This is a genomic window from Streptomyces sp. NPDC059166 (assembly GCF_042755185.1).
Taxonomy (GTDB): Bacteria; Actinomycetota; Actinomycetes; order Streptomycetales; family Streptomycetaceae; genus Streptomyces.
The window spans coordinates 164,954-186,022 of sequence record NZ_JBHZCI010000002.1 but is presented as its reverse complement, the minus strand read 5'-3'; the positions used below and the strand labels follow the sequence as shown (position 1 = coordinate 186,022).

20 protein-coding genes are annotated in these 21,069 nt (G+C 70.3%); 14 read left to right on the top strand and 6 right to left on the bottom strand.

The features are described 5' to 3' along the window. Window positions 1-150: 150 nt before the first annotated feature. The 3 genes from ACFXOA_RS02280 to ACFXOA_RS02270 are packed head-to-tail and all read left to right on the top strand — an operon-like array spanning window position 151 to window position 2,455. Entirely contained in the window at window positions 151-972 is an 822-nt protein-coding gene (locus ACFXOA_RS02280; RefSeq protein ID WP_385021422.1) for a helix-turn-helix transcriptional regulator, read from the top strand. Window positions 973-1,021: 49 nt separating this feature from the next. Further along, entirely contained in the window at window positions 1,022-1,375 is a 354-nt protein-coding gene (locus tag ACFXOA_RS02275) for a cytidine deaminase (protein WP_385021164.1), read from the top strand. A 51-nt stretch (window positions 1,376-1,426) separates the two neighbouring features. Beyond that, window positions 1,427-2,455: a GTPase Era gene (locus ACFXOA_RS02270; RefSeq protein ID WP_385021161.1), complete on the top strand. Its 1,029-nt coding sequence runs from the start codon at window positions 1,427-1,429 to the stop codon at window positions 2,453-2,455. Window positions 2,456-2,503: 48 nt separating this feature from the next. Here ACFXOA_RS02270 and ACFXOA_RS02265 read toward each other — a convergent pair whose 3' ends face one another. Next, a complete protein-coding gene (locus ACFXOA_RS02265) occupies window positions 2,504-2,770 on the bottom strand; it encodes a protealysin inhibitor emfourin (protein ID WP_385021158.1) in 267 nt (88 codons plus the stop codon). A gap of 48 nt (window positions 2,771-2,818) precedes the next feature. Continuing rightward, the gene (locus ACFXOA_RS02260) at window positions 2,819-3,895 is read right to left on the bottom strand and encodes a M4 family metallopeptidase (RefSeq protein WP_385021155.1); all 1,077 of its coding nucleotides are present in this window, start codon (window positions 3,893-3,895) and stop codon (window positions 2,819-2,821) included. A gap of 292 nt (window positions 3,896-4,187) precedes the next feature. Between ACFXOA_RS02260 and leuA the strand changes: the two genes are divergently transcribed. The 4 genes from leuA (at window position 4,188) to ACFXOA_RS02240 (ending at window position 8,581) form a co-directional block, all read left to right on the top strand. Next, the gene (leuA, locus tag ACFXOA_RS02255; protein WP_385021152.1) at window positions 4,188-5,981 is read left to right on the top strand and encodes a 2-isopropylmalate synthase; all 1,794 of its coding nucleotides are present in this window, start codon (window positions 4,188-4,190) and stop codon (window positions 5,979-5,981) included. Window positions 5,982-6,216: 235 nt separating this feature from the next. Next, window positions 6,217-6,918 carry a TerB family tellurite resistance protein gene (locus ACFXOA_RS02250; RefSeq protein ID WP_385021149.1) on the top strand — a complete coding sequence of 234 codons (702 nt, stop codon included), beginning with the start codon at window positions 6,217-6,219 and terminating at the stop codon, window positions 6,916-6,918. Window positions 6,919-6,999: 81 nt separating this feature from the next. Beyond that, complete coding sequence (gene recO, locus ACFXOA_RS02245; protein ID WP_383560716.1) at window positions 7,000-7,746, top strand: DNA repair protein RecO; 747 nt, start codon at window positions 7,000-7,002, stop codon at window positions 7,744-7,746. 22 nt (window positions 7,747-7,768) lie between these two features. Then, window positions 7,769-8,581, top strand: a complete 813-nt coding sequence (locus ACFXOA_RS02240; protein ID WP_073747053.1) for an isoprenyl transferase — start codon at window positions 7,769-7,771, stop codon at window positions 8,579-8,581. A gap of 63 nt (window positions 8,582-8,644) precedes the next feature. On the opposite strand, the gene ACFXOA_RS02235 is transcribed toward ACFXOA_RS02240, so the two are convergent. The 4 genes from ACFXOA_RS02235 to ACFXOA_RS02220 all read right to left on the bottom strand — a co-directional run bounded on the left by ACFXOA_RS02235 (window position 8,645) and on the right by ACFXOA_RS02220 (window position 11,833). Further along, on the bottom strand, window positions 8,645-9,079 hold the full coding sequence (locus ACFXOA_RS02235; RefSeq protein ID WP_385021146.1) for a Fur family transcriptional regulator: 435 nt from the start codon (window positions 9,077-9,079) through the stop codon (window positions 8,645-8,647). A 65-nt stretch (window positions 9,080-9,144) separates the two neighbouring features. Beyond that, complete coding sequence (locus tag ACFXOA_RS02230) at window positions 9,145-10,044, bottom strand: metal ABC transporter permease (protein WP_385021419.1); 900 nt, start codon at window positions 10,042-10,044, stop codon at window positions 9,145-9,147. Beyond that, a complete protein-coding gene (locus tag ACFXOA_RS02225) occupies window positions 10,044-10,784 on the bottom strand; it encodes a metal ABC transporter ATP-binding protein (RefSeq protein ID WP_385021416.1) in 741 nt (246 codons plus the stop codon). The genes ACFXOA_RS02230 and ACFXOA_RS02225 overlap by 1 nt, the downstream gene beginning before the upstream one ends. Window positions 10,785-10,861: 77 nt before the next feature. Next, complete coding sequence (locus tag ACFXOA_RS02220) at window positions 10,862-11,833, bottom strand: metal ABC transporter substrate-binding protein (RefSeq protein WP_385021143.1); 972 nt, start codon at window positions 11,831-11,833, stop codon at window positions 10,862-10,864. 217 nt (window positions 11,834-12,050) lie between these two features. Here ACFXOA_RS02220 and ACFXOA_RS02215 point away from each other — a divergent pair, with 217 nt between their 5' ends. The 7 genes from ACFXOA_RS02215 to ACFXOA_RS02185 all read left to right on the top strand — a co-directional run bounded on the left by ACFXOA_RS02215 (window position 12,051) and on the right by ACFXOA_RS02185 (window position 20,954). Beyond that, window positions 12,051-13,433, top strand: coding sequence for a glycine--tRNA ligase (locus tag ACFXOA_RS02215; RefSeq protein WP_385021140.1), 1,383 nt, complete (start codon window positions 12,051-12,053; stop codon window positions 13,431-13,433). Window positions 13,434-13,528: 95 nt separating this feature from the next. After that, window positions 13,529-13,732 (top strand): hypothetical protein, encoded by a 204-nt coding sequence (locus tag ACFXOA_RS02210; protein ID WP_385021137.1) that lies wholly within the window; start codon window positions 13,529-13,531, stop codon window positions 13,730-13,732. 178 nt (window positions 13,733-13,910) lie between these two features. Continuing rightward, window positions 13,911-14,111 carry a DUF6243 family protein gene (locus ACFXOA_RS02205; RefSeq protein WP_385021134.1) on the top strand — a complete coding sequence of 67 codons (201 nt, stop codon included), beginning with the start codon at window positions 13,911-13,913 and terminating at the stop codon, window positions 14,109-14,111. Between the two features lie 390 nt (window positions 14,112-14,501). Then, window positions 14,502-15,650: a tRNA dihydrouridine synthase DusB gene (gene dusB / locus ACFXOA_RS02200; protein ID WP_385021131.1), complete on the top strand. Its 1,149-nt coding sequence runs from the start codon at window positions 14,502-14,504 to the stop codon at window positions 15,648-15,650. Between the two features lie 574 nt (window positions 15,651-16,224). Beyond that, on the top strand, window positions 16,225-18,936 hold the full coding sequence (ppdK, locus tag ACFXOA_RS02195; RefSeq protein WP_385021128.1) for a pyruvate, phosphate dikinase: 2,712 nt from the start codon (window positions 16,225-16,227) through the stop codon (window positions 18,934-18,936). Between the two features lie 514 nt (window positions 18,937-19,450). Further along, window positions 19,451-20,419: an ArsR/SmtB family transcription factor gene (locus tag ACFXOA_RS02190; RefSeq protein ID WP_385021126.1), complete on the top strand. Its 969-nt coding sequence runs from the start codon at window positions 19,451-19,453 to the stop codon at window positions 20,417-20,419. Between the two features lie 118 nt (window positions 20,420-20,537). Then, window positions 20,538-20,954, top strand: coding sequence for a VOC family protein (locus ACFXOA_RS02185; protein WP_385021123.1), 417 nt, complete (start codon window positions 20,538-20,540; stop codon window positions 20,952-20,954). Window positions 20,955-21,069: the final 115 nt, after the last annotated feature.

The window sequence follows — 21,069 nt, the reverse complement described above, 5'->3', positions numbered from 1 at the left end:
CTGTTGGCCGCACCACCAGGCAGGCGCGCGCACGGACACCAGGGGGAGTACGTGGCTTCACCGGCCCAGCACACCGGCCCGACCCGGACCACGGTCCCGGGCGGCACCGACGACAAGTCCCACCGACTCGCGGAGCTGCGCGAGTTCCTGATGAGCCGCAGGGCCAGGGTCACCCCGGCCGAGGCCGGACTGCCGGACGGCGGGGCACGACGCCGTACGCCCGGGCTCCGCCGTGAGGAGGTCGCCGTCCTCGCGGGGGTGGGTGTCTCCTGGTACCAGTGGCTGGAACAGGGCCGCGACATCACCGTCTCTCCGCAGGTCCTGGACTCGGTCGCCCGGGTGCTGCGCCTGAGCAGCGCGGAGCGCCGCCACCTCTACGTCCTCGCCGGGCTCAACCCGCCGGCCCTGGAGGTCGATCCGGCCCACCGGGACATGTGCGAGGGCCTGACCAGGCTCATCGACGCCTGGATGCCCTTCCCGGCGCACATCATGGACCGGTACTGGAACACCGTGCTCTACAACGACGCGGCCTCGGCGGTCCTCGGCATGCGCCCGGGCATCGTCCAGAACTGCATGATCGCCTTCTTCACCGACCCGGTCTACCGGGCCAGGTCGAAGCACTGGGAGACCATCGCCTCGCAGGTCGTCGCGCAGTACCGGGCCGCCTGCTCGGAGTCCCCCGAGGACGAGGGCTTCCGCGCCGTGGTCGCCGAGGCCAGGGAGCTCAGCCCCGAGTTCGCGGACCTCTGGGACCGCCGGGACGTCGCCCCCGGAGGGCAGGTCCGCAAGGAACTGGAGCATCCGCTCGTCGGCACCCTCATGGTGGAGTCCACCCAGCTGCGCGTCCCCGCCCGCCCGGACCTGGTGATCGTCCTGCACACCCCGCTGCCCGAGACCGGCACCGAGGCCAAGCTCCAGTGGCTCGACTCGCCCGAGGGCAGGCGCGGTTCCATGTACCCGGTCGCGGGGTGAGCGCACCCCGTCGTGGGGAGCACGCCCCCTCCCTCCGTATGCTCGGGCCATGACCGACAGCACCGACCTCGGCCCCGAGGACCGCAAGATCGTCACACTGGCGCGCAGCGTCCGAGCCCGGAACTCAGTGCCCGAGGGCGCGGCGGTACGGGACGAGACAGGACGCACCTACGCCGCCGGAACGGTGGCCCTGGAGTCCCTGAAGCTCAGCGCGCTGCAGACCGCCGTCGCGATGGCCGTGGCGAGCGGTGCCACCTCACTGGAGGCGGCCGCGGTCGTCTCCGAGTCCGAGAGCGCCTCGGACGCCGACCGTGCGGCCGTACGCGACCTGGGCGGGCCGGAGACACCCGTGCTGCTCGCGGGCCCCGACGGGACCGTGCGGGCCTCGGTCACCGCCGGCTGATCCGGGGCGGTGGCGGGCTGCTGTGCAACGCCACCGCCAGGATCGGGGAGAATGGGCGCCATGAGCGCTCGACCGAACACTGAAGCCGCTGCGCGGCAGGCTGAGAACCCCGCCCCCCACCGGGCCGGCTTCGCCTGCTTCGTGGGCCGCCCCAACGCGGGCAAGTCCACCCTCACGAACGCTCTGGTCGGTCAGAAGGTGGCGATCACCTCCAACCGCCCCCAGACCACCCGGCACACCGTGCGGGGCATCGTGCACCGTGACGACGCCCAGCTGATCCTGGTGGACACGCCCGGCCTCCACAAGCCGCGCACCCTGCTCGGGGAGCGGCTCAACGACGTGGTGCGCACCACCTGGGCCGAGGTCGACGTCATCGGGTTCTGCCTGCCCGCCGACCAGAAGCTCGGCCCCGGCGACAAGTTCATCGTCAAGGAACTCGCCGCGATCAAGAAGACGCCGAAGATCGCGATCATCACCAAGACCGACCTGGTCGGGTCGAAGGCGCTCGCCGAGCAGCTGCTCGCCGTCTCCGCGCTGGCGGACGAGCTCGGCTTCGAGTGGGCCGAGATCGTGCCGGTGTCGGCGGTCAAGGAGGAGCAGGAGGCGGGACGCGGCTCCTCGGACAAGGGCGACGACGGGCGAGGGGCAGGCCAGGTGAGCCTGCTCGCGGACCTGATCGCCCCGCTCCTGCCCGAGAGCCCGCCGCTCTACCCGGAGGGCGACCTCACCGACGAGCCCGAGATGGTCATGGTCGCCGAGCTCATCCGTGAGGCTGCGCTGGAAGGCGTACGGGACGAGCTGCCGCACTCCATCGCGGTCGTCGTCGAGGAGATGCTGCCGCGTGAGGACCGGCCGGCGGACAAGCCGCTGCTGGACATCCACGCGAACGTCTACATCGAGAGGCCCAGCCAGAAGGGCATCATCATCGGCCCGAAGGGCAAGCGGCTCAAGGACGTCGGCACGAAGTCGCGCAAGCACATCGAGGCACTGCTCGGCACGCCCGTCTACCTGGACCTGCACGTGAAGGTCGCCAAGGACTGGCAGCGCGACCCGAAGCAGCTCCGCAAGCTCGGCTTCTGAGGCCGCCTCCCGGGCCCCGCGGGGCCCGGGAGACACGGAGGCGCCGGCCTACGCGCCCTCCTGGAGCACCCGGGAGACCAGTGCCCGCTGGGCCTCGGTCAGCCGCGGATCCGCGCAGTCGAGGGTGCGTCCGCCCACCGTGATCCGGTAGCGGAAGCCGTCCGGTACCGGAGCGGAGGGACCGTCCCGGTCCTCCGCGAGGACGGAGGCGGCCAGGGCCTCCCACTCGGCCGCGTCGGCCCGGCCGGAGGTGTCGATCTCGCCCTCGCGAGCGATCCCGGCGAACCCGCCGGTCCTTCTGACCCGAATACGCATCCCGGCTCCTGACTGGCCCGCCCGACGGTCCCGCGACTTCCTACCCGGTCACCGGGTCGGCACGCCCACCTCCGACCAGGCCTTCAGTACGGCCTCCGCCTCGTCGCCCTCCCCGAACCTGTGCCGCGCCGCGGCTACCGTCAGCTTCGCGAACTCGGTGAACGAGGCGTCCTGGGCCAGCTCCCCACCGGTGAGCACGTCGAACCAGATCCGTCCGGCGCGCTCCCAGGCGTTGCCCCCGAGTGCGGTGGCCAGCAGGTAGAAGGCCCGGTTGGGGATGCCCGAGTTGATGTGGACCCCGCCGTTGTCCTCCTGGGTCTCGACGTAGTCGTCCATGGACGCGGGTTGCGGGTCCTTGCCGAGCACGTCGTCGTCGTACGCCGTGCCCGGGGCCTTCATCGAGCGCAGGGCGACACCGCTGACCCGGGGGGCGAGGAGCCCCGCTCCGATCAGCCAGTCGCCCTGCTCCGCGCTCTGGCCCAGGGAGTACTGCTTGACGAGGGAGCCGAAGACGTCCGACACGGACTCGTTGAGCGCGCCCGACTGGCCCTCGTAGGCGAGGTTCGCCGTGTACTGGGTCAGCCCGTGCGCCAGCTCGTGGGCGATCACGTCGATGGCGACGGTGAAGTCGAGGAAGATCTCGCCGTCGCCGTCCCCGAAGACCATCTGCTCGCCGTCGAAGAAGGCGTTGTTGTACTTCTCGTCGTAGTGCACGGAGCCGACGAGGGGGAGGCCCTTGCCGTCGATCGAGCTGCGGCCGTACTCGCTGAGCAGGAGCTCGAAGGTGGCGCCGAGGCCCGCGTAGGCGCGGTTCACGCTCGCGTCGTCCGTGGGCTCGTCGCCCTCGTCGCGGACCTTCACGCCCGGCAGGTCCGTGCCGTTGCGGCAGTCGTACAGGGTGCGGTGGGGCTTGGCCGGGACCGGGGCCGAGGTGCTCGCGGGGAGGGGGAAGCGGGCCAGCGCGGTGACCTGCCGGTGGCGGCGCCGGGCCCCGTCGGCCTCCAGGGTGCGGCGGGCGGGTCCGGCCAGACGCGGGTCGTCGGCCTGGGACAGCTTGTCCAGGACGTGGGGCGGCACGATGGTGCAGAAGACGGGCTGGAATCCGTTGTTCGGTCGAGGCTGCATGCAAATGACTGTGGCACTCCGTCACCGCGCTGTCACTGGTTGCGATCGTGATTGACGAAATGGAGTGATGTATCACTGTTATGCCTTTACATCACCGCGATCCCGCATACTGATACGGACCGACGCACCAGGCGCCCCTCGGTTAGTGTTGCCGCATCATGCGTTTCGGGCTGCTCCTTCTTAGCTGCCGCGGCGAGGGCCTGTAGTCGTAGGCCGGCTCCCTCCCCGCGGAGTTCGCTGTTGCAGCGACACAGTCGGCCGCCCCTGCTGGACCTCAGAGGAGCCGTACGCCATGAACGCAGTGAATCCCCCCGCGCGCACCGATGCCGTAGCCACCCCCGTCGGCGGGCCCACGCCGGTGACCAACGCCGGGCAGCTGCAGAAGCCTTCCGGGATGCCCGTCCACAAGTACCGCGGTTACGAGGCCGTGGACATCGCCGACCGCACCTGGCCGGACAACCGCATCACGGCGGCGCCCCGCTGGCTGTCCACCGACCTGCGCGACGGCAACCAGGCCCTGATCGACCCCATGTCGCCCGCACGCAAGCGCGAGATGTTCGACCTGCTGGTACGCATGGGCTACAAGGAGATCGAGGTCGGCTTCCCGTCCTCCGGCGAGACCGACTTCGCCTTCGTGCGCTCCATCATCGAAGAGGGCGCGATCCCCGAGGACGTGACGATCTCCGTCCTGACGCAGGCCCGTGAGGAACTGATCGAGCGCACCGTCGAGTCGCTGCGCGGCGCCCACCGGGCCACGGTCCACCTGTACAACGCCACCGCCCCCACCTTCCGCCGTGTGGTGTTCCGCGGCTCGAAGGAGCAGGTCAAGCAGATCGCGGTGGACGGCACCCGCCTGGTGATGGAGTACGCGGACAAGATCCTGGGCGACGAGACGATCTTCGGCTACCAGTACAGCCCGGAGATCTTCACCGACACCGAGCTGGACTTCGCCCTGGAGGTCTGCGAGGCCGTCTGCGACGTCTGGCAGCCGGAGGAGGGCCGCGAGATCATCCTCAACCTGCCCGCGACCGTGGAGCGCTCGACGCCCTCCACCCACGCGGACCGGTTCGAGTGGATGTCGCGCAACCTGAGCCGCCGCGAGTACGTCTGCCTGTCGGTCCACCCGCACAACGACCGCGGGACCGCCGTCGCCGCCGCGGAGCTGGCGATCATGGCCGGCGCCGACCGCATCGAGGGCTGCCTGTTCGGCCAGGGCGAGCGCACCGGCAACGTCGACCTGGTCACCCTGGGCATGAACCTCTTCTCCCAGGGCGTCGACCCGCAGATCGACTTCTCGCAGATCGACGAGATCCGCCGCACCAGCGAGTACTGCAACCAGATGGAGGTCCACCCGCGCCACCCCTACGCGGGCGACCTGGTCTACACCGCCTTCTCCGGCTCCCACCAGGACGCCATCAAGAAGGGCTTCGACGCGATGGAGGCCGACGCCGCGGCCCAGGGGAAGACCGTCGACGAGATCGAGTGGGCGGTGCCCTACCTGCCCATCGACCCGAAGGACGTCGGCCGTTCCTACGAGGCCGTCATCCGCGTCAACTCGCAGTCCGGCAAGGGCGGGATCTCGTACGTCCTGAAGAACGACCACAAGCTGGACCTGCCGCGCCGGATGCAGATCGAGTTCTCCCGGATCATTCAGGCCAAGACCGACGCCGAGGGCGGCGAGGTCACGCCGGCCCAGATCTGGTCGACCTTCCAGGACGAGTACCTGCCGAACCCGGAGAACGCCTGGGGCCGGGTGCAGATCCGGTCCGGCCAGACGACGACCGGCACCGACGGCCAGGACACGATCACGGTCGAGGCCACCGTCGACGGCGCCGACACGGTGCTGACCGGTACGGGCAACGGGCCGATCTCCGCGTTCTTCGAGGCGCTGCAGGGCATCGGCATCGACGCCCGCCTGCTGGACTACACCGAGCACACCATGAGCGAGGGCGCGAGCGCGCAGGCGGCCTCCTACATCGAGTGCGCGATCGACGGCAAGGTCCTGTGGGGCATCGGCATCGACGCCAACACCACGCGTGCCTCGCTCAAGGCCGTCGTCTCGGCGGTCAACCGCGCCGCCCGCTGACCCGGTCGGCCCGCGCGCCGGAGACGAGTCCGGAACGCCGCCGAACCGTCCGGCGCGAGAGCCCCGTTCACCCTTTCCGGGTGGGCGGGGTTCGGCCATCTCCGGCGGTTGTGACGTCCGGGATGCTGACGCCACCTCATGTGTGTGGCTAACATCACGTCCAACGCGGCAATGTTGCCGCGGGGGTACCCCCCGACGTCCGAAGGGCCACGGGGGAGTTACGGAGGTGTGCGACGTGCGGGCAGCCAAAGGACGACGCGCCGTGAGACTGCGCATCTACGGGATCCGCGCCGCCTGGGAAACCGTCGGGGACGGCGAGTTCTTCTGCCCCCGCTGCGGAGGAGACCGCAACTACCGGCGTCTGACGGGCCGCGAGCGCCTCACCGTCCTCGGAGTGCCGCTGCTGACCCGCGGCAGCGCCGGCCCCGTCGTCGAATGCGCCGCCTGCTCGACGCACTTCGCCCCGGACGCGCTGGACCGTCCCACCACGACGCGCTTCTCCGCGATGCTGCGGGAGGCCGTGCACACCGTCACCCTCGCCGTGCTCGCCGCCGGCGGCACCACCTCCCGCTCGGTGCTGGAGACCGCCGCGGCGGTCGTCCGGGACGCCGGGCTCGACGACTGCTCCCAGGAACAGCTCTTCACCATCGTCGAGGTGCTCGCCGCGGAGACCGGCGCGGCCCGTGGGGGCGAGGCGGCGGCCGAGGCGTGCGGCGCCGCACTCGCCATCGAGCTCCACGAGGTCCTGGAACCGCTCGCGCCGCACCTGGCGGTCGCGGGCCGCGAGGCGGTGCTGCTGCGAGGGGCCAGGATCGCCCTCGCCGACGGCCCGTACACCAAGGCGGAGCGCGAGGTGCTGACCACGGTGGGCGGGGCGCTCCAGCTCTGTCCCTCCGACACCGCGAAGCTGCTCGAGGCCGCCCGTACGCCCTCCTAGCCTCCCGGGGCGTCGCACGGGCCGTGAGGGACTTCAGCGGCCCCTGCCCGGCCTCGGGGCGAGGTGGGCGACAATGGGGCCATGAGCTTGTTCCGGGACGACGGCGTCGTGCTGCGTACGCAGAAGCTGGGCGAGGCCGACCGGATCATCACGATCCTGACCCGCGGCCACGGGCGGGTGCGGGCCGTGGCCCGCGGGGTGCGCCGGACCAAGTCGAAGTTCGGGGCACGGCTGGAGCCCTTCTCCCACGTGGACGTGCAGTTCTTCGCCCGCGGCAGCGAGCTGGTCGGCCGCGGGCTCCCGCTGTGCACCCAGAGCGAGACGATCGCCCCGTACGGCGGCGGCATCGTGTCCGACTACGCCCGCTACACCGCGGGCACCGCGATGCTGGAGACCGCCGAGCGGTTCACCGACCACGAGGGCGAGCCGGCGGTCCAGCAGTACCTGCTGCTCGTCGGCGGGCTCCGGACACTCGCACGCGCCGAGCACGCGCCCAACCTCATCCTCGACGCGTTCCTGCTGCGCTCCCTCGCGGTCAACGGCTACGCGCCGAGCTTCGACGACTGCGCCAGGTGCGGTATGCCCGGACCGAACCGGTTCTTCTCCGTCGCGGCCGGCGGGGTCATATGCGGCGACTGCCGGGTGCCGGGCAGCGTCGTACCCTCGGCGGAGGCCGTCGAACTGCTGAGCGCCTTGCTCACCGGTGACTGGGAGACGGCCGACGCGTCGGAGGCGCGTCACGTCAGGGAGGGCAGCGGACTCGTGTCCGCCTATCTGCACTGGCATCTGGAGCGCGGCCTGCGCTCGCTGCGGTACGTAGAGAAGTGACACAGGGAGACGATCTAAACCCATGGCAGTACGCGGGATGCTCGGCGGCCGTAACCGGCGTGAGTACAAGACCCCCGAGCCGCACCCCTCCGGCGCCACCCCGCCGAAGATCCCCGGTGAGCTCGTCCCCAAGCACGTCGCCGTCGTGATGGACGGCAACGGCCGGTGGGCCAAGGAGCGGGGTCTTCCGCGCACCGAGGGCCACAAGGTCGGCGAGGGCGTCGTCATGGACGTCCTCAAGGGCTGCATCGAGATGGGTGTCAAGAACCTCTCGCTGTACGCCTTCTCCACCGAGAACTGGAAGCGGTCCCCGGAGGAGGTGAAGTTCCTGATGAACTTCAACCGGGACGTCATCCGGCGCCGCCGCGACGAGATGGACGAACTCGGCATCCGCATCCGCTGGGTCGGCCGGATGCCGAAGCTGTGGAAGTCCGTCGTCCAGGAGCTCCAGGTCGCGCAGGAGCAGACCAAGGACAACGACAGGATGACGCTGTACTTCTGCGTCAACTACGGCGGAAGGGCCGAGATCGCGGACGCCGCGCAGCGGATCGCGGAGGACGTCGCCGCCGGGAAGCTCGACCCCTCGAAGGTCAACGAGAAGACCTTCGCGAAGTACATCTACTACCCGGACATGCCGGACGTGGACCTCTTCGTGCGTCCCAGCGGCGAGCAGCGCACGTCCAACTACCTGATCTGGCAGAGCGCGTACGCCGAGATGGTCTTCCAGGACGTCCTGTGGCCGGACTTCGACCGCCGCGACCTGTGGAACGCGTGCCTGGAGTTCGCGCGCCGCGACCGGCGCTTCGGCGGCGCGGAGGAGATCACCAAGGGCTGACAGGACGACGGAGGGGCCCGTCGCGGGCCCCTCCGTGTCCGTCCGTGCGTCTCGGGCCCGGTCTCAGCCCGTGGCGCCCGCGCAGTCCGCGCAGGTGCCGAAGATCTCCACCGTGTGGGCGACGTTCACATAGCCGTGCTGAGAGGCGACGGACTCCGCCCACTGCTCCACGGCCGGCCCTTCCACCTCGACGGCCTTGCCGCAGATCCGGCAGACCAGGTGGTGGTGGTGGTCCTCGGTCGAGCAGCGCCGGTAGACGGCCTCGCCGTCGGTCGTCCGCAGCACGTCGACCTCGCCGGCGTCGGCGAGCGACTGGAGCGTGCGGTAGACGGTGGTCAGACCGACGGAGTCGCCCCGGTGCTTGAGCACGTCGTGCAGTTCCTGGGCGCTGCGGAACTCGTCGACCTCGTCGAGCGCAGCCGCGACCGCCGCCCGCTGACGGGTGGACCGGCCCCGTACCGGTGCCGCGTTGGTGCCACTGATCGGCGCTGTCGCCACAGCTGCCTCCTCGTGTCGCCCGTACGTGTGTCGGGCCATTGTGCCAGCCCGGCCCGGTGGCACGGTCACACGCGCACGTCGTCGGGTGCGGGGCGTGCCGCCGGTACTTCAAGGGTGCACCGGTCGGCCTCGTCCGCGGCGGCCCGGGCCCGCCTGCGGGCCAGCGGCGCGGCGAGCGCCGTCAGCAGGACGAAGGCGGCGATCGCCAGGAGCACGATCGTGGCACCGGGCGGGACGTCCTGGTAGTACGAGGTCACGGTGCCGGCAAGGGTGACGGCGGTACCGATGACGACGGCCAGCACGAACGTCACCTTGAAGGACTTCGCGATCTGCTGCGCGGCGGCGACCGGCACCACCATCAGCGCGCTGACCAGCAGCAGGCCGACGACCCGCATCGCCACGGTGACGGTGATCGCCGCCGTCACGGCGACCAGCAGGTTGAGGAAGCGCACCGGCAGCCCGGTGACCCGGGCGAACTCCTCGTCCTGGCTGACGGCGAACAGCTGCCGCCGCAGGCCCACGGTGACCAGGACCACGAAGGCGGCCAGCGCGACGATCGCGGTGACGTCCTCCTCGGAGACCGTCGACAGGGAGCCGAAGAGGTACGAGGTCAGGTTGGCGTTGGAGCCGGTGTCCGAGAGGTTGATCAGCATCACCCCGCCCGCCATGCCGCCGTAGAAGAGCATGGCCAGGGCGATGTCGCCGCGGGTGCGGCCGTACCAGCGGATCAGTTCCATCACGACCGAGCCGGCCACGGCGACGAGGGTCGCCATCCAGACGGGGCTGGTGGAGAGCAGGAAGCCGAGGCCGACGCCGGTCATCGCGACGTGCCCGATGCCGTCGCCCATCAGGGCCTGGCGGCGCTGGACCAGGTAGATGCCGATGGCGGGCGCGGTGATGCCGACGAGGACGGCGGCGATCAGGGCCCGCTGCATGAAGGGAGGGTTCAGGAATTCGAGCATGATCAGGTCAGCAGTCCCGTCCGGACGGGCTCGGAGGCCGCGTGGGGGTGTACGTGGTCGTGGCCGGGCAGGGCGTGCTGGCCCACTGCCTCGGGGGGCGGTCCGTCGTGCAGGACGCAGCCGTCGCGCAGGACGACCGCCCGGTCGATCAGCGGCTCCAGCGGGCCCAGCTCGTGCAGGACGAGCAGCACCGTCGAGCCGCCGGCGACCTGCTCGCGCAGCGTCGAGGCGAGGATCTCCTGGCTGGCCAGGTCGACACCGGCCATCGGCTCGTCCATGATCAGCAGCTCGGGTTCGGCGGCGAGCGCGCGGGCGATCAGGACGCGCTGGTGCTGTCCGCCGGAGAGGGCGTTCACCGAGTCCTTGGCACGGTCCGTGAGGCCGACGAGCTCGATGGCCCGGTCCACGGCCGCGCGGTCCGCACGGCCCGGCAGCCGGAGCCCCGTGCGCGAGAGCCGCCCGGAGGAGACGACCTCGCGGATCGTCGCGGGGACGCCGCCCGCGGCCGTGGTGCGCTGGGGCACGTATCCGATGCGGGACCACCGGCGGAAGCGGCGCAGTGGGGTGCCGAACAGCTCGACCGTCCCGCTCGTCAGCGGTACCTGGCCGATGACGGAGCGTACGGCGGTGGACTTTCCGGATCCGTTGGCGCCGAGGAGTGCCACGACCTCGCCGCGGTGGACGTCCAGGTCGACTCCTCGCAGCACGGGGCGTGCGCCGAGCGTGGCCGTGGCTCCGCGCATACGGATCACGGCTTCCTGTGTGGTGGGCTCGGTCACGATCGCCTCCGGTGCTGCTGCGGTTCGGGGTGCTGCCTGGGTCACTTCGCGCCGAGAGCCTTCTCCAGCGCGGCCAGGTTGGACTTCATGACCTCGATGTAGTCGGTGCCGGCGGACTTGCCGGTGATTCCCTCCAGCGGGTCCAGTACATCGGTCCTGAGGCCGAGGTCCTTCGCCAGGGTCCTGGCGGTCTTGTCGCTGGCGAGCGTCTCGAAGAACACGGTGGTGGCCTCGGACTCCTCGGCGACGTGGTGGATCTCGTCGATCCGGGCGGGGCTCGGCTCGGCCTCGGGGTCGATGCCCGCGATGCCCTCCTGGGTGAGGCCGTAGCGCTCGGCGAGGTAGCCGAAGGCGGAGTGGGTGGTGACGAAGGTCCTGGTCGCGGTGTCCTTCAGCCCGCTCGCGTACGCCTTGTCGAGGGCCTTCAGCTCGGAGACCAGGGTGCCGGTGTTCTTGCGGTAGTCCGCCGCGTGGTCGGGGTCCGCCTTCTCCAGGGACTTGCCGACGCCCTCGGCGACCTCGGCGTACTTCACCGGGTCCAGCCAGATGTGCGGGTCGAGTCCGGCTTCGTTCTCGCCCTCGTGCTCCTCCTCGCCGCCCTCCTCGTGCCCGTGGTCGTGGCCCACCTCGGAGCCGTGCTTCTCGAGGGTGGTGAGCTTCGCGGCGTCCACGGTGTTCTTCACACCCGCCTGGGCGACGGCGTCGTCGACGGCGGGCTGCACGCCCTTGAGGAAGAGGATGTAGTCGGCGTCCGACAGACCGCCGATCTGCCGGGGGGAGAGCTCCAGGTCGTGCGGCTCGGTCCCCGGCTTGGTGAGGGTGGTGACGGAGACGTGCGACCCGCCGATCTCCTCGGCCAGGAACTGCATCGGGTAGAAGGACGCCACCACGTCCAGCTTGCCGTCGCTCCCGCCCTCGGCGGCGTCCGAGGAGGAGCAGGCGGAAAGTGCGGTCAGGCCGAGGGCGACCGCGCCGGCGACGGCGGCTGCGGGTATGAGGCGGCGTACGTTCATGACAGTCATTTTCAACAAAACTGGAAACGGTTGTCAACAAGCTGGACGAGATGCCCGGATCCGAACCCGGTGACCGCGATGTGTCCCACCGATTTGATCCAGGGGGTGCGCCCGCCGGTAATCTGGGGTATTCGCCCGCCCGTCTCCCGATCACCACCCCGCCGAGGCGCCGCGCGCCGTCCCTGTCCAGTTCCGCCGTCGTAATGAAGAGAGCACCGTGGCCGCCGACAAGATCGACACCATCGTCAGCCTGAGCAAGCGCCGTGGCTTCGTCTACCCCTGCAGCGAGATCTACGGTGGCCAGCGCGCCGCTTGGGACTACGGGCCGCTGGGCGTCGAGCTGAAGGAGAACCTCAAGCGCCAGTGGTGGCGTTACATGGTCACCGCGCGTGAGGACGTGGTCGGTATCGACTCGTCCGTCATCCTGGCCCCCGAGGTCTGGGTGGCCTCCGGTCACGTCGCCACCTTCACCGACCCGCTCACCGAGTGCACCTCCTGTCACAAGCGCTACCGCGCCGACCACCTGGAGGAGGCGTACGAGGAGAAGCACGGCAAGCCCCCGGTGAACGGCCTGGCCGACCTCAACTGCCCCAACTGCGGCAACAAGGGCACCTTCACCGAGCCCAAGGCGTTCTCCGGGCTCCTCTCCACCCACCTCGGCCCGACGCAGGACAGCGGCTCGGTCGCCTACCTCCGCCCCGAGACCGCCCAGGGCATCTTCACCAACTTCGGCCAGGTGCTGCAGACCTCGCGCAGGAAGCCGCCGTTCGGCATCGCCCAGATGGGCAAGTCCTTCCGCAACGAGATCACTCCGGGCAACTTCATCTTCCGCACGCGCGAGTTCGAGCAGATGGAGATGGAGTTCTTCGTCAAGCCGGGCGAGGACGAGCAGTGGCAGGAGTACTGGATGGAGCAGCGCTGGAACTGGTACACCGGTCTCGGCCTGCGCGAGGAGAACATGCGGTGGTTCGAGCACCCGCAGGAGAAGCTCTCCCACTACTCCAAGCGCACCGCTGACATCGAGTACCGCTTCCGCTTCGGCGGCAGCGAGTGGGGCGAGCTGGAGGGCGTCGCCAACCGCACGGACTACGACCTCAAGGCGCACTCCGAGGCCTCCGGCACGGACCTCCAGTACTTCGACCAGGAGAAGGGCGAGCGCTACACGCCGTACGTCATCGAGCCGGCGGCCGGTGTCGGCCGCTCGATGCTGGCGTTCCTCCTCGACGCGTACAGCGAGGACGAGGCGCCCAACGCCAAGGGCGTCATGGAGAAGCGCGCAGTGATGCGCCTCGACCCGCGCCTGGCGCCGGTCAAGGTCGCCGTGCTGCCGCTGTCCCGCAACGCTCAGCTCTCGCCGAAGGCCAAGGGCCTCGCCGCCGACCTGCGGCAGAACTGGAACATCGAGTTCGACGACGCCGGCGCCATCGGCCGCCGCTACCGCCGTCAGGACGAGATCGGCACCCCGTTCTGCGTCACCGTCGACTTCGACACCCTCGACGACAACGCGGTGACCGTGCGCGAGCGCGACACCATGAAGCAGGAGCGCGTCTCCCTGGACCAGATCCAGAGCTACCTCGGCTCCCGCCTGCTGGGCTGCTGACGCCCCTCGGCCCCGTAACGATGCCCTCGGTTCCGGTCCACGGAACCGGGGGCATCGTGCACACTGGGCGCCATTCGTCCACAGGGGAGGCCGGCATGCCGTCCACGACCACGAGCAAGGTCAGCAGATGGGACCAGCACGGACGTGAACACACCGTCCACGTACGGAAGTCGGGGATGCAGCGGCAGTTGAGCTGCGACACCTGCGGCTGGCGCAAGGGGGCTCAGTTCCTGCCCTGGCTGAAGGCCGAGGAGCACCTCACCGAGGCGCACCAGGCGAACGTCGACCCCACCGCCTGACAGCCGCGGCGGCGCGCCGGAAAACCAGGTGAGACTCCCGCCGCGCCGGGGTACTTTGAGGCCATGTATTCGTTCTTCCAGATCTACGAGTGAGCGCGCGACGGGCCCGGCGCCCGTCGCCCATCGGATCGATACACCACACGTCATCCTCACTTCGCATCCCGGACGGGAGAACCACATGGCCAAGGGCCGCAACAACCTCCTCGGCGTGGGCGGACAGCGCAAGAAGCTGTCCCGCGCCGAACAGCAGGGCGCGGGACCCGCGCGCAACGACGACCGCAAGGCCGCCGAGGACAGGAAGCAGGAGCTGGTACGCAAGATGCGTGAGCGCGCCGCCACCCAGGCCGCACCGGAGCAGGACGCACCGGCCGAGAGCTGACACCCTCGCACCACCCACGACGGCACGGGCCCGGACCGCCACCTCGGCGGTCCGGGCCCGTGCCCGTGTGCGACCCGCTGCACGGCTCGCGTCCGCAGGGACGCCCGGGCGGACGGCGCGTGGGAGCCGCAGGATCAGGAGCACCGTCGGTGCGACGGCCGCACCCACGACGGCCCCCGGTCCGGTGACGCCGCACCCGCGACGGGCCCCCGGTCCGGTGACGCGCACCGACGAGGGGCCGCGGTCCCGTGACGGCCGCACCGACGAGGGGCCGCGGCCGGACCGGAGAGGCCGGCCGGAGCCGGCCCTCGCGACGCCTGTGACCAGGCGTCCCCCGGGGCCTGCCGGGCGGCATCCGCGTCGCGGTCCGGGTGCGGGACAATGGGGCACATGACCACGCTCGCCCCCGCCCTCCCGCTGCTCCGGATCGGCCCGCACACCGTGCAGCCGCCGGTCGTGCTCGCCCCCATGGCAGGCATCACCAACGCGCCCTTCCGTACCCTGTGCCGAGAGTTCTCCGGCGGCAAGGGGCTGTTCGTCAGTGAGATGATCACGACGCGGGCGCTGGTCGAGCGCAACGAGAAGACCATGCAGCTCATCCACTTCGACGCGAGCGAGACCCCGCGCTCCATCCAGCTCTACGGAGTGGACCCGGTCACCGTCGGCAAGGCGGTCCGGATGATCGTGGACGAGGACCTCGCCGACCACATCGACCTGAACTTCGGCTGCCCCGTCCCCAAGGTGACCCGCAAGGGCGGCGGCTCCGCGCTCCCGTACAAGCGGCCCCTGCTCCGGGCGATCCTCCGCGAGGCCGTGGCGCAGGCGGGCGAGCTCCCGGTCACCATCAAGATGCGCAAGGGCATCGACGACGACCACACCACCTACCTCGACGCGGGCCGCATCGCCGTCGAGGAGGGGATCACCGCCGTCGCACTCCACGGCAGGACCACCGCCCAGCACTACGGCGGCACGGCCGACTGGGACGCCATCGCGCGCCTCAAGGAGCACGTCCCCGAGATCCCGGTGCTCGGCAACGGCGACATCTGGTGCGCCGACGACGCCCTGCGGATGATGCGCGAGACGGGCTGCGACGGCGTCGTCGTCGGCCGGGGCTGCCTCGGCAGGCCCTGGCTCTTCGGTGACCTCGTCAGCGCCTTCGAGGGGACGGGCACCAGGCAGGCGCCCACCCTGCGCCAGGTCGCGGACGTGATGCTGCGCCACGCGACCCTGCTGGGTGAGTGGATCGGCGACGAGAGCCGGGGCGTCATCGACTTCCGCAAGCACGTGGCCTGGTACCTCAAGGGCTTCGCGGTCGGCTCGGACATGCGCCGGAGGCTCGCGGTCACCTCGTCGCTGGAGGAGCTGGGCGGCCAGCTCCAGGAGCTGGACCTCGACCAGCCCTGGCCGGACGGAGCCGACGGCCCCCGGGGGCGTACCTCGGGCAACAACCGGGTGGCGCTGCCGGACGGCTGGCTCAACGACCCGTACGACTGCGCGGGTGTGGGCGCGGAGGCCGAGCTGGACACCTCGGGCGGCTGATCGGCCCCTGCCGTCCCGGGGCACCCGGTGCCTCGGAAAAAGCCCGCTCAAACGAGCGGGCCTTTTCGTCGAGATCGCCGGTGATCCCGCGCTCCTCCCGGAACATGGCGCGAAGTGCGCGCACTGCTGCCCGACCTTTGTCACCTTGGGTGACCACATGGTGGACGAAGTGTGACCGATGGCAGGCCTCCAGGCATCCGCATCGTGACATCTGAGCGCGGCAGAGGGCGTGATTCTCGCCACCCTTGAGATGTGCGCGGCTCAGATGAGCGCTCTTTCGGGTGCTGCACTTCTCAAATGGCGGCACTGGGTGCCAGTTGCATTCGCTTTGATCGATCAAAGCGTGCGTCACTCCAGGTCATCGTGATCGCGTGGTACGCGTACATGCCGTCACGATGGCTTCAGGAAGTGAACGAGGGCCTGCGGACGGTGCGCCGGTGCCCTCACTTTCGATCTGCTGGCGGACGGGTGGTTCAGACCTCGTGACGCGCAAGTGGCCGTACCGAGACACCTTCGATCTGGGTATGTTCCTCGCCGTCAGGGCAGCCACCGCGTCCTCGAGGAGTCGAGACCCGTGTCGGAAAACATTGATCGCCAGAAGTTCGTCTACGACTTCACCGAGGGCAACAAGGATCTGAAGGACCTTCTGGGCGGCAAGGGTGCCAACCTCGCCGAGATGACCAATCTCGGACTCCCGGTCCCTCCGGGCTTCACCATCACCACCGAGGCCTGCAAGGTCTACCTCGACAGCGGCGACGAGCCGGCCGAGCTCCGTGACGAGGTCAGCGCACACCTCACGGCGCTCGAACAGCGGATGGGCAAGAGCCTCGGCCAGGCCGACGACCCGCTGCTGGTCTCCGTCCGCTCCGGCGCCAAGTTCTCGATGCCCGGGATGATGGACACGGTGCTCAACATCGGCCTCTCCGACGCCTCGGTCGTGGGTCTCGCCGCCCAGGCCGGTGACGAGCGATTCGCCTGGGACTCCTACCGCCGCCTCATCCAGATGTTCGGCAAGACCGTCCTCGGGGTCGACGGTGACCTCTTCGAGGAGGCGCTGGAGGCCGCGAAGCAGGCCAAGGGCGTCTCGGTCGACGTGGATCTCGACGCGGACGATCTCAAGAAACTCGTCAAGCAGTTCAAGAAGATCGTCACCCGGGACGCCGGGCGGGACTTCCCGCAGGATCCGCGTGAGCAGATGGACCTGGCCATAAAGGCCGTCTTCGACTCGTGGAACACCGACCGCGCCAAGCTCTACCGCCGCCAGGAGCGCATCCCCGGCGACCTCGGTACGGCCGTCAACATCTGCTCCATGGTCTTCGGCAACCTCGGTCCCGACTCGGGTACGGGTGTCGCCTTCACCCGTGACCCGGCCAGCGGCCACCAGGGCGTCTACGGCGACTACCTCCAGAACGCGCAGGGGGAGGACGTCGTAGCGGGTATCCGCAACACCGTGCCGCTCGCCGAGCTGGAGTCCATCGACAAGACGTCGTACGACCAGCTCATGAAGATCATGGAGACGCTGGAGACCCACTACAAGGATCTCTGCGACATCGAGTTCACGATCGAGCGCGGTCAGCTCTGGATGCTCCAGACCCGCGTGGGCAAGCGCACCGCCGGTGCCGCGTTCCGTATCGCCACCCAGCTCGTCGACCAGGGCCTCATCGACGAGGCCGAGGCGCTGCAGCGCGTCAACGGCGCGCAGCTCGCGCAGCTGATGTTCCCGCGCTTCGACGACGAGGCCGCCACCGTCCTGCTGGGCCGGGGCATCGCGGCGTCGCCGGGCGCGGCGGTGGGCAAGGCCGTCTTCGACTCGTACACCGCGATCAAGTGGTCCAGGTCGGGGGAGAAGGTCATCCTGATCCGCCGGGAGACCAACCCCGACGACCTCGACGGCATGATCGCCGCGGAGGGAATCCTGACCTCACGCGGCGGCAAGACCTCGCACGCCGCCGTGGTCGCCCGCGGCATGGGCAAGACCTGTGTCTGCGGTGCCGAGGAGATCGAGGTCGACACCAAGCGCCGCCGCCTCACCGTCGGGGACACGGTCGTCGAGGAGGGCGACCTCGTCTCCGTCGACGGTTCCACCGGCAAGGTGTACCTCGGTGAGGTTCCCGTCGTACCGTCCCCCGTCGTCGAGTACTTCGAGGGCCGGATGCACGCGGGAGCCGACGACGCCGACGAACTCGTCGCCGCCGTGCACCGGATCATGGCCTACGCCGACCGGGTGCGCCGGCTGCGCGTCCGCGCGAACGCGGACAACGCCGAGGACGCGCTGCGGGCCCGTCGCTTCGGCGCGCAGGGCATCGGCCTGTGCCGCACCGAGCACATGTTCCTCGGTGAGCGCCGCGGGATGGTCGAGAAGCTGATCCTCGCCGACACCGACGACGAGCGCGAGGAGGCGCTGGCCGCGCTGCTGCCCCTCCAGAAGGCCGACTTCATCGAGCTGTTCGAGTCGATGGACGGACTGCCGGTGACCGTACGGCTGCTCGACCCGCCGCTGCACGAGTTCCTGCCCGACATCACCGAGCTCTCCGTGCGCGTCGCCCTCGCCGAGTCCCGCAAGGACGCCAACGAGAACGACCTGCGGCTGCTCCAGGCGGTGCACAAGCTGCACGAGCAGAACCCGATGCTGGGGCTGCGCGGTGTCCGTCTGGGGCTGGTCATCCCGGGACTGTTCGCCATGCAGGTCCGGGCGATCGCGGAGGCGGCGGCGCAGCGCAAGAACGCCAAGGGCGACCCGCGCGCGGAGATCATGATCCCGCTCGTCGGCACCGTCCAGGAGCTGGAGATCGTCCGCGACGAGGCCGACCGGGTCATCGCGGAGGTCGAGGAGGCCACCGGCACCCGGCTGAAGCTGACGATCGGCACGATGATCGAGCTGCCGCGCGCCGCGCTGACCGCCGCTCAGATCGCCGAGGCCGCGCAGTTCTTCTCCTTCGGCACGAACGACCTCACCCAGACGGTGTGGGGCTTCTCCCGCGACGACGTGGAGGCCTCGTTCTTCACCGCCTACCTGGAGAAGGGCATCTTCGGGGTGTCGCCGTTCGAGACGATCGACAAGGACGGCGTCGGCTCGCTCGTACGCAGCGCCGCCGAGGCCGGCCGGGCCACCCGCCCGGACCTCAAGCTCGGGGTCTGCGGTGAGCACGGCGGTGACCCCGAGTCCGTCCACTTCTTCCACGAGGTCGGCCTGGACTACGTCTCCTGCTCCCCGTTCCGGATTCCGGTCGCCCGGCTGGAAGCGGGCCGCGCCGCCGCCGCGTCGCACGGCAGCGACAGCCGCTGAGACCGGGCGGGCGGCAGCCCGCGACACGTCCGGGAACCGCCGGCGGGAAGGAGACCCTCATTCGCCCGGCGGCGGGGAACCGGATTACCGGAAGCGGCGGCACCCTGTGCGGGGGTGCCGCCGCTTCGCTCTGCCGGTTTCACCGGGTTCACGGGAAATTGAACAGCGAACGAATCTCGCGTTCACTTGGTTCGCTTTTCACCATTCGGTGCGCAAAGCGAAGGCGCCGGGCCCGGGCGCGGCCAGGGGATCCCCACCCCCGGACCGCGCCCGCTTACCCCTGCCGGGTACGGAGCCGCACCGTCGATCACCGCCGCCGGACGAACGAAGCCCCCCACGGCCCTCACCCGCCCATTCGGTGACGCCGGATACGCACCCGACGTCGTACAGCCTTTCGGTTGGCGGCGATTCGGGCGAGACATTTCAACTCTGGCCGAAACCCCGTGGTGACCTCCTGTGACCCTTTGCATACGCTTCTGCGGGGGCAATTGCGGGTGCAACAGGTGGGGGAAGAGTGCTGCGTATCCATGTGTCCGGGGTCGACCTTTCGCGCGTGCGGATGGCAACCCGCCCGGACGCCATGTGGGAGACGGTTCTCAGCTTTCACCGGCTGCGGGACCGGCGGGGGTCGACGGTGTTCGGGAAATGGCGGAAGGAATCCCGCACCCGGCTGAACGGTGAGGGGCGCCTGCTGTCCGCCGTCATCCCTCCCCGCGGCTACTTCCCCGACTTCCTGACGCCCTCCGGGGGCGGCGCCGGGCCCCTCGGGTTCGACGCGGGCACGGAGGCACTGCGCGACACACCCGAGGAGCGCGTCCGCACCGAACTCGGGCTGCTGCCCACGACCGTGCCCCAGGGGCTCGGCGAAGGGCGTACGGAGCCCCTGGGCCACCTCATCTCCACCCTGCGCGCCTACCACCGCTCGGCGGTCGAGCCCTACTGGCCGCACATCCGTGCCAGCGTCGAGGCCGACCGGGCGATCCGGGGCAGGGCCCTGATGGACGGCGGGGCGGACGAACTGCTGGCCACCCTGCCGCCGATGATCCGATGGCGCGCCCCCGTGCTGGAGGCGGACTACCCCGTCGACCGCGAACTGCGACTGGACGGCAGAGGGCTGCTCCTGCAGCCGTCGTTCTTCTGCCGGGGCACCCCCGTCGTCTACCGCGATCCCTCGCTGCCGCCGGTCCTCGTCTACCCCGTCACCCATCCCGAGGCGCCGGCCTCCGCGGATCCCGGCCCCTGGCTCGGCCGGCTCGTGGGCCACACCCGCTCCACGGTCCTGCGGTCCATAGGCAACGGCTGTACGACGAGCGAGCTGGCCCGCAGGACCGGTGTCTCCCTCGCATCGGCCAGCCAGCACGCCTGCGTACTGCGGGAGGCCGGGCTGGTCCGTACCCTGCGCCACGGGGGCTCCGTACTGCACACGCTCACCCCGCTGGGCGCGGCCCTGCTCAGGGGCGGGGCCCCGCTGCCCGTGTCCTGACGGCCCCGCCGGAACATCCCGCGCGCACCGATGAGTTCCTGGCCGCGCGGCCGTCTACCTTCCGTAAGCGCACGAACGCTCAAGCACCTCGACGTGCCGGACGGAAGAGTAGGACACCATGCCCCAGCCTCAGATGATCTTCGTGAACCTGCCCGTCAAGGACCTGGAGACGACGAAGAACTTCTTCGGGAAGCTCGGCTTCGGCTTCAACCCGCAGTTCAGCGACGACTCGACCGCCTGCCTGGTCATCAGCGACACCATCTTCGCCATGCTGATCAGCGAGTCGCGCTTCAAGGACTTCACCAAGAAGGAGATCGCCGACTCCTCGAGAACGACCGAGGTCCTCATCGCCCTGAGCGCCGAGAGCCGTGAGAGGGTCGACGAGCTGGCGGACGCCGCACTCGCCAACGGCGGGTCGCCCGCCAACGACCCCATGGACGAGGGCTTCATGTACGGCCGCTCCTTCCAGGACCCCGACCACCACATCTGGGAGGTCGTCTGGATGGACCCGGCCGCGGTCGAGGGCCAGGGCTGACCTTCGGACGGCGGCGGGGGGGGGGGGGGGGGCCCCCCCCCCCCCCCCCCGCGGGGGGGGGGGGGGGGGCCGCCCCCCCACGTGAGATTAGCCCGCCCCAGGAGGGCCGCAGGAG